The organism is Gordonia paraffinivorans NBRC 108238 (assembly GCF_000344155.1).
Lineage (GTDB): Bacteria > Actinomycetota > Actinomycetes > Mycobacteriales > Mycobacteriaceae > Gordonia > Gordonia paraffinivorans.
Genome location: NZ_BAOQ01000061.1, coordinates 1 through 12,541, shown reverse-complemented (window position 1 = coordinate 12,541; position 12,541 = coordinate 1). Strand labels below are relative to the sequence as shown.

The window sequence follows — 12,541 nt, the reverse complement described above, 5'->3', positions numbered from 1 at the left end:
GTGTGCGGCGACAGCATCGAGATCCACATCGTCCGGGGCCACGTAACCCACGAGGAGCTGTCCGCCCGGACCCTCGACGACCGATGCCGCAGCGTGAACGACGCCGGGTGCGCTCGCGATGGCAGACTCCACCTCACCGAGCTCGAGCCGCTGACCACGCAACTTCACCTGGAAGTCGGTGCGACCGAGGTATTCGATGAATCCGTCACGGTTCCAGCGAACGAGATCGCCGGTCCGGTACAACCGCGCGCCCGGGTCACCGAACGGATCGGCGACGAACCGCTCCGCAGTAAGGTCCGGCCGCGCCGCGTACCCGCGGGCGACCTGAACTCCTCCGAGATACAGCTCACCAGGCACTCCCGCCGGCACCGGGTTCAGAGCTGCGTCAAGGACATACGTCTGGGTTCCCGGCACAGGAACACCGATGGGGACATCGCGGTCACCAGCGATCACCCGTTGCGCGGTCACGTCGACCGCGGCCTCCGTCGGCCCGTACAGATTGTGGACCTCGATCGTCGGCAGCATCTCAAGCACCGGCCCGGCGACCGCCGCGGTGAGTGCCTCACCGGAGGTGAACATCAGACGCAGACAGGACAGCCCAGAAACCTGCGCACCCAGGACATCGGTGAACGCGGCCAGCATCGACGGCACGAAGTGTACGACGGTGACGGACTCCGCCGCGATCAGCTCGGCGATGTATGCGGGATCCCCGTGCCGACCCGGCGCCGCGATCACCAGAGTGGCCCCGATCGTCGCCGGCAGGAACAACTCCCACACCGACACATCGAAGGTGGTCGGGGTCTTCTGGACGAACACGTCGTCGGCGGTCAGGTCGTACCAGTCGCGCATCCAGGCAAGCCGGTTCGCGACCGCGCGGTGGGAGACCGTGACTCCCTTGGGACGGCCCGTCGACCCCGAGGTGAATATCGTGTACGCGGCGGTCTCTCCGAGGATCGGACCGAGCCGGTCCGCATCGGTGACCGGTGCCGCGTCCGGCACCGGACCGCTGCAGTCCACCGTTCGGACCGGGGCGAGTCCTTCATACCGGGCTTGCGCTGCACCGGCGTCACCGGCCACGAGGATCAGCTGTGCCCCCGAAGTCGCCACCATGTACCGCACGCGGTCTTCGGGCAAGTTCGGGTCGAGGGGTACATAATGACCGCCGGCCGCGACGACGGCGTGCACGGCCACGAGCAGCTCGACGGAGCGATCGATCTCGACCCCGACCGGAACCTCCGGGCCGACCCCGGCCGCGATCAGCCCCCGCGCCAAATCGGCTACCCTCGCCGCAAACTCCTCGTACGACACGCGACGCTCGCCGCACACCAACGCCGCATTCGACGCAGTTCGTGTCGAGGTAGACGTCTTGATCAGCTCGGACACGTTCCGTCGACTCTCCTCGTTGTCTCCAGTACTCCTCATCGGACCCTACTCGCCGCGAGCTCGATCAAGGTCGCAGCCGGTCCCCCGACGGATGGACCGCGCGACCAGACGAGAACCTCGGCGCGCTCGGTCTCGGTCAGCAGGGGAGCATCGGAGACCGACGCCTCCGGATGTGCACTGAGATGGTCGAGGACGTCGATGAACCGTTCCAACAATCGACGAACGGTCTGTTCGTCGAACAGGTCTGTGGCGTACACCACCTGGACCTCGCCATCTCCGTCGGCACTCAGCCCAATGGTCCAACTCAGATCGTATTGCGCGGGTACGACGGGGACCTCGACCGGAGTGATTCCGAGGGCACCTGCGTCGGCGTCGATCGAGGCATCAACCTTCGCCGGGGTGTGGTCGGTAACGGTGATCATCACCTGGGCCAGAGGAGCGAACGCCTGCGAACGTACCGGCTGGACACGGTCGACAACAGCCTCGAAAGGAACGTCGGCATGGGCGAACGCCTCGAGGTCGACCGACCGTACCCGATCGAGGAGGTCTGTGAACCTGACCCGTGGCTCCACCTCGGTGCGCAGCACGAGAGTGTTGACGAACATGCCGACAAGCGGCTCGAGGACCTGCTGTCCGCGGCCGGCGATCGGCGTCGCCACGACGATGTCGGCTGTCGCCGACATGCGCGACAACAGCACCGTGAGCGCAGAATGCATCACCATGAACGGTGTGACGCCCCGCTCTCGGGCCAATTGGTTCACGCGCGCGCCCACCTCGACGGGCAGCGGCGTCGACACCGATGCACCACGGTGGGTCGCAACCTGGGGACGCGGACGGTCCATGGGCAGGTCCAGTACATTGGGTGCGCCTGCCAGTTGGTGCTGCCAGTAGTCCAACTGCTGTCCCACGACAGAGGCGGGGTCGTCGGGCGACCCGAGCGCGCGCCGCTGCCACAACGCATAGTCGGCGAACTGGACATCAAGTGGATCGAACCGCGGTGCCGAACCGGCCGCCCGTGCCAGGTATGCGGCCACGATGTCACCGATCAGCGGACGCATCGACTCACCGTCGCCGACCAGGTGGTGCAGCACGGCCAGCAGCACGTGTTCGGTGTCGGACACCTTCATCAACCGCACGCGGAAGGGTGGTGCCGCAGCCACGTCGAATCCGGTCCCGGCGGCCGCCACCAGCTCGGCCTCATCGGAGACCACGGCCCAATCGGGCTCGGCCGCGGACGAACCCGCGGAGTGGACCAGCTGGAAGGGCTCACCGTCCACCGACGGGAAGGTCGTGCGGAGGATCTCGTGACGTTCGACCACGTCGGCCACCGCAGATCGAAGAGCGGGCACATCCAACGCTCCAGTCAGGCGCACTCCGATCGACATGTTGTAAGTCGGCGCCTCCGGCTCCAACTGGTTGATGAACCAGATGCGCTGCTGCGCGAACGACAACGGCAGCCGCTCCGGACGCGGTGAGACCGCAGTGATCGGCGGCAGATCGGCAGCCACGGAGGCACCGACGGTCACGGCGAGCTCTCGCACGGAACCGGCGTCGAACACGTCCCGTACCGACACCGAGAGTCCGAGTTGGTCGGACAGCCGCGCTGCAAGACGCGCCGCCGACAGAGAATTACCACCCAGATCGAAGAAGCTCGCGGTGGCCGAGACCCGGCCGGGATCGAGTTCCAGGACCGCGGCCACCACATCGGCCACCGTCCGCTCGAGACCCGGGGCGGGCTCGACGTACTCGCCGGTCTGCAACGTCGGTTCGGGCAGTGCCCGCTTGTCGAGCTTGCCTGCCGGCGTCAGCGGAAGTTCGTCGATGACGGTGAACGACGACGGCACCATGTGCGATGGGAGTCGGTGACCGGCGAACGCCTTCAACTCCGACACATCCACCGTGTCCGCCGACGGCACGACGTAGGCAGCAAGCGCCGACGCGACCGAACCACCGACACCGATGACGACCGCGGACTCGACACCCGGGTGCTCGGAGAGAACGGCCTCGATCTCCCCGAGCTCGATACGCAGACCACGCAGCTTGACCTGGTCGTCAGTACGCCCCAGGTAATCCAGGGTCAGCCCACCTGCACCATCGGCCAGCCAGCGGACCACGTCACCAGTGCGATACATCCGTTGACCCGGATCACCATGAGGGTTAGCCACAAAACTCTCAGCGGTCAGGCCGAAACGATGCAAATAACCTCGGGCCAGCGCGGGTCCAGCGATGTAGAGCTCACCCGGCATACCCACCGGCACGGGACGCAGTCCGGCATCCAGGACCATCAGATCGACGCCGCCGATCGGCCCGCCGATTCGAACCGGGTCGCCCGGTGTGAACCGCGGGCTGCTCGACGACCAGACCGTAGCCTCGGTCGGGCCGTACAGGTTGTGGTACCTCACCACAGCTCCCCACCGATCGGCGACCGCCTGCGTGACCGCTTCACCTGCCGACGTGACAACCTGCAGGCTCGGCACCTTCGACGGGTCGAGCGTCGACAGGACCGACGGAGTCAACACCATGTGCGTGACGCCGTGCTCGGTGATGAACGACTCCAGCTCGGGCCCGCCCAACACCTCGGACGGGCGATAGACGATCGTCCCGGCGTTCACGATCGCGAGCATGTACTCGAAGAACGACGCATCGAAACTCGGCGAGGCGAAGCCCAATACAACCGGCGCCTCCACACCCGCACTCAGCCACACCGACTCCTGCCGTGCCAGGTTCGCGACGCCCGAATGAGTGACTGCCACGCCCTTCGGGCGCCCGGTCGAACCCGAGGTGAAGATCACGTACGCCAGATTGCCCGCAGCGACCCGTCCGAGCCGATCAGCGTCGGTGAGCGCAACCGCCGACTGTGCGGCGACCTCGGATTCGATCTGAGCATCATCGAGCCGCACCCAATCGAGTCCGTCAGAAGGCAGATCGCCAGACTCGGCGACCGCCAGGCCGAGCATCGCCGAGGAATCCTCGATCATCGCCGAGACCCGGTCGGTCGGGTAATCCGGATCGACCGGAACATACGCGCCGCCCGCCTTGGCCACCGCCCAGATCGCCGTCAACAACGTCGCCGAACGCCCGATCGCCAGGACGACCACCCGATCGGGACCGACGCCGCGACCGATCAGCCAGCGCGCCAACCGATTCGAGGCCTCATCGAGTTCCCGGTAGGTCATCCGGACACCGGAGCCATCGACAACGGCCACCGTGTCCGGAGCACGCCGCGCCGCATCGGAGAACAACTCATGAAGCGGCACCGGAGCCGACGCCGGACCACCCGACACCGGAGCAAGAGCAGCACCGCGATCTGCCGAGAGCAACGGCAACCGGCCAACCGTCAGGTTCGGGTCACGGGCGATCGCACCCAGCAGTTCCTTCAGCACCTCCGCAAACACGTCGACCTGCTCCGGGCCGAATGCCGACGGTAGATACTTCAGCTTCAGTGCCAGCTCGGCGCCGCGTTGTGATGCGGAGAGGTTGAGCGGATAGTGCGTCGCATCGGTCGTCTGCGCATCGACCAACTGGAGTCCGCCGGCCACCGACGGGTCGATCCCCGCGACCGATTCGACGTTCACCGGGAACGACTCGTAGACGGTGAGAGTGTCGAACAGCACCGGGAGTCCGCTCTGCGCGATGAGCATCGGCAGGCCGAACTGCTGGTGGTCGAGGACCTTCACCTTGTCGTCCTGCATCGCCGCAAGGACTTCGAGGACCGTGGAATCGGGTGCGACGTCGACGACAGCCGGGATGGTGTTGATGAACATGCCGATCATCTGTTCCATGCCGTCGATGTCCGCCGACCGACCCGAGACGGTCTCGCCGAACGTCACGGTCCGGACCCCGGTCAGTCGCGACAGGAACACGGCCCACGCGAACTGGACGACGGTCGCCATGGTGGTCGAGTTGTCCCGCGCCAGCGCCTCCAGGCGCTCGGTCACATCCGCGTCGACCGTGAACTCGAGGTCACGAGGAGGTGCGTCAGCGGACGGCTCATGCCCGGGCGCGACCAAGGTGGGCTCGGTCACGGGCGCGAGAACCTCCCGCCACGCGGCGAGTCCCGCCTCGGTGTCTGCCGTGGCGACGGCACGGGCGTGGTCGGCGAAGTCGCTGCCGGTGACACCCGGCCGGGTGAAGGTCTCCCCGGTCGCGTACAGCGTCAGCAGATCGGCGAGCACCAATGGGCTGGACCAGCCGTCGATCAGGAGGTGGTGGTTGGTGATGACCACCTCTGTGCCGTCCACGTGCTCGATGACGACGACGCGGATCAGAGGCGGCCGCGCCATGTCGAACGGCTCGGTGCGCTCGGCGGCGAGCACTGTCTCCACCCGGTCGCGGTGGCTCCTGCCATCGTCCGAGCGGACGTCGATGACGCTCCACGGCACCTCGACCTGCGGCGGGACGACGGTGACCGGAGCACCGCTCGGCACGCGGACGAACCCGGACCGCAGGACTCGATGCCGGGCGAGCAGTTCTGTCAGCGCATTCCGCAGCCGCTCGGTGTCCACGTCGCCACGCAATGAGAGGACGGTCTGCGTCACGTACACGTCGAGCCCAGCGTCGTCCCCGGGGGTAGCGACCAGATCCGCCTGGAAGAACAGACCCTGCTGGAGCGGGGTCATCGGCCAAACATCTGCTCCGGGGAACCGCTCGGCCAGATGGTCAAGGTCCGACTGTGTCAGCGGAACCCCGGGCACATCGGTGCGGCTGAGGCCCAGGTCGGTGCCGGCATCGACCAGCTGCGTGATGTCACGCAGCGCCTCATGCCAACGCGAGACGATGTCATACGCCGCGGCCTCGTCGAGGACCTCGGTCGCGTAGGTGACGACCGCGTCGAGTCGCTTGTCGTCTCGACCGGCGGTGCTGATGTTGAGGCCGAAGATGCTCGACGAATGCAAGGCACCCGACACCGTGGCCGGGAGATGAGGTCCATCCGCGACCGGAAGGAAGTCCTCGGGACCTATCTCGGCCACCGGCGCCGAGCCCCCGCCGAAGAAGTTGTAGAGGATCGTCGGGAGCGGACGACGGGAGAGTTCGCCATCCGTGTTGTAGCGCAGGATCCCGAAGCCGAGGCCTCCGGCGGGCCGCGAGACACGTGCATCCTTTGCCGACTTCACGGCATGAACGACATCAATCGATGGATCGATCGCCATGGGAGTGATGTTTGTAAACCATCCGACCGTCCGGGACAGGTCGACGATGCCGGAGTCGCCTGCGAGTCCTTCGTACCGGCCGTGGCCCTCGGTGTGGACGGTCACCGGTCCGTCGTCGCTGACACCGTTCTCCGACTGCCAGGAACGGACGGCCCATGCGAGCGCACCCAACAGGACGTCATCGGCGCTGCCGCCGAACGCAGCGGGAACGGTCGTGAGGATCTTCCCGGCGACGTCGTCCACTGCGTAGATGAAGGAAGTGTCGTCCCGCCAGCGGTGCTGTGCTGGATCCAGCGTTCCGCCGAATGAAGTGGGATGTTCCGGAAGCTGCTCGAGCCAGTACGCCGCCTCCGCTGAACGGGTGTCCACCTGGTCGGCGAGAATATGTGCCACCCGACGTGCCGAGGTGCCTTCGGGCCGGAGTTCGATCGGTCGGCCGGAACTGTGCTGTGCCCACGCCGTCACCAGATCCTCCACCAGGATCGGCCACGAAACGGCGTCGACGCCGAGGTGATGGATCGCGAGCACGAGGCGACGCGTGCCGTCTGCGTTCACGACCGCGGTTCCGAGCAGAGAACCGGTCGACGGGTCCAGGGCACCGAGTAGTTCTCGGTGCGCCTCGATCAGAGCCTCGTCGATCGGACCCTCACTGAAGATTTCGCGCACGGCCGGGATAGAACCCTCCCCTGCGGTCAGGGTCCATCCGTCCTCGGTCAGGGCGAGGACCGCTGTCAGCATCGGGTGCACTGCAGCGATGGCCTCCAGCACGGTCTGCAGATCCGAAACCTGCGCCGCGCTCGGCAGGTTGAACACCAGCACCTGCGAGAAGTCGGCCAGATCCGACGGCTCGTCCGAATGTTCGACCAGCCAGGACACCACCGGAGGCAGAGGCATGTCGCCGGATCCACCCCCCGGAAGCTCCTCGACGAGTTCGACCGGCCCGCCGGATGCCGCGATGGAGGCAGCCATAGAGCGAATCGTCTTGAGCTCGAAGATCTCTCGCGGCGTCAGGTGATAGCCCGCAGCCTTGGCCGCCGACGACAGCTGGATGGACATGATCGAGTCGCCGCCGAGGGCGAAGAACGACTCGGTGACGCTGATCCGCTCCTCACCGAGCAGACCGCCGACGATCCGGGCGAGATCCTCCTCGACCGTGTTGGCCGGCGCGACATACTCGGCGGGTCTCGGGGCCTGCGGCGCCGGAAGCGCGGTCCGATCGAGCTTGCCGGCCGGGGTCAGCGGGATCTCGTCGATAACGATCGCCTGCGCGGGCACCATGTGGGCCGCGAGATGGGTGGAGGCCTCGTCGAGCACCGCGGCACTGTCGATCGTGGCGCCCGGCTTGGCCACCAGGTAGGCGACGATCTCTGTGTGCTTGCGTCCGCCGCGCTCCGTCTCGACCCCGATCACCACCGACTGCGCGACTCCTGGCTGCGCGTCGAGCACGGACTCGATCTCGCCCAGCTCCACACGCTGGCCGTTGATCTTGACCTGATGATCGGCGCGTCCGGCGAACTCGAGGTTGCCGCCCTTACCCACGCGCACCAGGTCGCCGGTCGCATACATCCGCGAACCAGGCTCGCCGAACGGGTCGGCGACGAAGCTGGTCGCGGTCTGGCCCGGCCGCCCGAGATATCCCCGGGCGAGACCCGAGGTCGACAGGTACAGCTCGCCCACCACACCCTGTGGAACCTCGTGCAGCCGCTGGTCGAGGACGCGCACGGTGAATCCGTCGATCGGCTTGCCGATCGTCACCGGCTTTCCGGCAGTCAGCCGTGATCGCGTGGCCCAGACCGTTGCCTCGGTGGGTCCATAGCAGTTGAAGATCCGGCGACCACGCTGCGACCAGCGTTCGACCAGTTCCGGAGGACACGCCTCGCCACCGGTGGCGAGGTTGCGCACGTACTCCGCACGATCGGGATCGACGGTCGCCAACACAGACGGCGTGAGGATCAGATCGGTGACCTCGTCGCGTTCCAGCACTGTCGCGAGTGCGTCACCGGCGTACTCGGTGTGCGGAGCGATCACGAGCGTATGCCCGGCGGGGATCGCCCACGCCATCTCAAAGATCGACGCATCGAAGCTCGGCGACGCGACGTGAAGGATCCGGGTGTCAGGCTCGTCCTCTGGCGTTCCGGTCGTGATCTTGGCCAGAGAGTTGACGAAATCGACGATGCCCGTATGCGTTACGCCGACCGCCTTGGGCCGCCCGGTGGAACCCGAGGTGTAAATCAGGTACGCGAGGTTCGACATGCGCACCGAACCGTTCCGCTCCGAATCGGCAATCTCGTCGCCGGACTCGGCTTCTGCCTCCAGTTCTGCCAGATCCACCCATTCACAGGGGGACTCGCCGAGGCGATCCCTCGTGGCAGCATCGGTGATGCCGAGCGCAGCGTGCGAGTCATCGAGCATGTATGCGATGCGGTCGGAGGGATAGGCGGGGTCGACGGGTACGAACGCGGCACCGCTCTTGATGACGCCCCACGTGGCGAGCACCGACCCGATCGACCGCTCCATGCCAACCGCGATGACGTCCTCGGGTTGCACACCTCGGCGCAACAGTGCGCGGGCGATCGCGTTGGTGCGGGTCTCGAACTCGTCGTAGTCGATCTCGGTGCCGTCGCAGATGAGAGCCAGATGATCCGGGTCGAGATCGCGCTGCGCGAGCACGTCGACGAGTGTGCCTTCCTCGACATCTCCACCTCGGCCCACTGTCGTCTCCCTGGTGACTCTCTTTGTGGTCGGCACTGAATCTACGTTCGCCTGGGCGCCCACGATGTCGATGTCCCCGACAGCGATCTGCTGGTCCTCGACTATCGCGGTCAAAATCCGCCTGTACACGTCGGCGAATCGCCGAACCGTCGACTCGTCGAACAACTCTGTTGCGTAGACGAGATCGACTGTCATCGGAGAACCAGCGCCTCGCGCCCGAACGGCGACTGTCAGGTCGAACTTGGCGTCCACAGCTCCGGTGTTCACCGCCTTCGCTTCGACACCTGTCATCGCGCCGTCCGCTCTCTCGTCGACAGCCTCGGTGTAGGTAAAGGCGATCTGGGCAAGGGGCTGATACGACGCAGACCGCTCCGGCGCAAACAGGTTGACCAGATCGTCGAACTGCACCTGATCGTTCGCGAAAGAGTCGAGCACGATCGTCCGGACATGTTCAAGGAGATCCTCGACGCGGGTGCCAGGGTCTACCTGTGTACGGAGCAGCAGCGTGTTGACGAACATACCGATGAGGTCTTCGAGTGCTGCATCATTGCGTCCGGCGATCGGCGTGGCGATCACCACGTCGTTCGTCGACGCCAGGCGCGCGACCGTTGCCGCGAACGCGGCCTCGGTGATCATGAACGCCGTCATGGCCCGTTCCCGGGCAACGACCTCGATCCGACCGGCCACAGAATCGTCGACCTCTACCGTGACCAACCCGCCGGCCGTACTCAACACCGGCGGCCTCGGACGATCCATCGGGAGATCGGTCACAACCGGAAGCCCTGCGAGGACATCGCGCCAATAGGCCATCTGTCCGCCCAGCACCGTGTTCTCGTCGGACATTTCTCCCAGCACCGATCGTTGCCACAGCGCGTAGTCGGCGTACTGGATGTCGAGCGCGGGGAGGCGAGCGTCGGTTCCCTCGGACCTGGCGGCATAGGCAGCCGACAGATCTCGCACCAGGATCGGTATCGACTGCCCGTCCATCGCGATGTGGTGAACGGTTATTGCAATGTGCAACCCGGCATCATCGAGCATGAACCGGCCCCGCAGTGGCAATTCAGTGCTGACGTCGAATCCGACCGTCGTCGAATTGACGAGGGCGTCAAGCGAGTCGACTGCAGACCAGTCGAACTTCGATCGGGCCTCGGGTACCGAAAGGACGCATTGGACCGGACGGTTGTCGACCGACGGATAGACAGTCCGCAACACTTCGTGCCGCTCAATCACATCGAACACAGCTTCTGCGACCAAGTCCGGATCGATCGTATCGGGGAGAGTGAGCGCGGCCGGGATGTTGTACGCGCCCGACGAGGTGTCGAACTGGTTGATGAACCACATACGCTGCTGCGCAAACGACAACGGGATGCGCTCCGGACGCGGCTCCACCCGCTTCACAGGAGGCAACGCAGGACGACGCCCAGCCACTGCAACAGCCAACTCCCGCACACTCGGCGCATCGAACACATCACGAATGCCCACCCGCACGCCCAACGCATCCGATGCCCGCGCCACCAACCGCATAGCCGACAACGAATTGCCACCCAAATCGAAGAACGACTCGACCACACTCACCCGATCGACACCCAACAACCCAGCGAACACCCCGGCAAGGATCTCCTCCGCCTCCGACTCCGGAGCCACATACTCAGCAGCCTCAAACACCGGCGCCGGCAACGCCTTACGATCAACCTTGCCCGACGACGTCAACGGCATCTCATCCAACGACACCCACGCCGTAGGACGCATGTACTCCGGCAGCACCGACGCCACCGACTCACGCACCACATCAACATCCACGTCAGCCGGCGCCACATAACCCACCAACTGCTGCCCACCAGCAAACTCCACAACCGCCGCAGCCGCATGCACCACACCCGGCGCCGCAGCCACCGCCGTCTCGACCTCACCCAACTCCAGACGCTGACCCCTCAACTTCACCTGGAAATCAGTACGACCCAGATATTCCAGATCCCCAGACGCGTTCCACCGCACCAGATCACCAGTCCGATACAACCGCTCACCCGGCCCACCGAACGGATCGGCAACAAAACGCTCAGCCGTCAGATCCGCACGCGAGGCATACCCTCGCGCCACCTGCACACCACCGAGGTACAACTCACCCGCAACACCCACCGGCACCCGCGACAACCGGCCATCGAGCACCCGCACCACCACATTCGGGACCGGACCACCGATCGGCACCACCACATCACCCGAACGCACCTCATACGCGGTCACATCCACCGCAGCCTCGGTCGGGCCGTACAAGTTGTGCAAACCAACACCCGGCAACCGCGACAACACCGCCTGCGCCACCGACGGCGCCAACGCCTCACCCGAAGCGAACACATACCGCAAGGACGTCAACTCACCGAGTCGATCACCCAACACATCAACAAACGCCGACAACATCGACGGCACGAAATGCACCACCGACACCGAGTTCTCGACGATCACCTCACGCAAATACTCCGGCTCACCATGACGACCCGGCTCCGCGATCACCAACGGCACCCCGGACATCAACGGCCAGAACAACTCCCACACCGACACATCGAACGTCACCGGCGTCTTCTGCAACACCCGATCCCCACCCGAGATCGGATACCACTCATCCATCCACGCCAACCGGTTCAACACCGCCCGATGCGACACCGTCACACCCTTCGGCCGACCCGTCGACCCCGACGTGAACAACGTGTACGCAGCATGCTGCGGCAACAACCGAACACGACGCTCCGCATCGGTCACCGGAGCCACACCCGCCTCAACCGCCGCCGACGCGTCAACCGAGATCACCTCGACCTCACCAAGACCGACAACCGGCACCGGAACATCGACCCCGGCACGCACCAATACCACCGACGCACCCGCAGCCTCAACCATGTACCCAACACGCTCAGCCGGCGCATCCGGATCCACCGGCACATACTGACCACCAGCAGCAATCACCGCATGAACCGCAACCAACAACTCCACCGACCGCGGAATGGCCACAGCCACAGCAACATCCGGACCAACACCAGCCGCAATCAACTCACGCGCCAGCGACCACACCCGAGCACCAAACTCCGCGAAAGTGACACTCCGGTCACCAAACACCAACGCCACAGCCTCCGGATCAGCACCAACCGCCCGCACCAACCCATCAGCCAACGACACCACACCAGCGAACACCGCCGACTCCAGCGTCGAACCAGACTCGAGAGCCTGAACAGCCTGCTCCTCAGCAGCCGACAACAGAACTGCGTCACCCACCGTCGACTCAGGATTCGCGGTCAACTGATCCAGCA

2 protein-coding genes are annotated in these 12,541 nt (G+C 65.6%); both read right to left on the bottom strand.

Annotation, left to right across the window (positions count from 1 at the left end):
* A partial coding sequence (locus tag GP2_RS21040; RefSeq protein ID WP_006902484.1) for an amino acid adenylation domain-containing protein occupies nt 1–1,383 on the bottom strand: 1,383 nt, incomplete at its 3' end.
* Between the two features lie 35 nt (nt 1,384–1,418).
* Nucleotides 1,419–12,392, bottom strand: a complete 10,974-nt coding sequence (locus tag GP2_RS20165; protein WP_373278945.1) for a non-ribosomal peptide synthetase — start codon at nt 12,390–12,392, stop codon at nt 1,419–1,421.
* Nucleotides 12,393–12,541 lie beyond the last annotated feature (149 nt).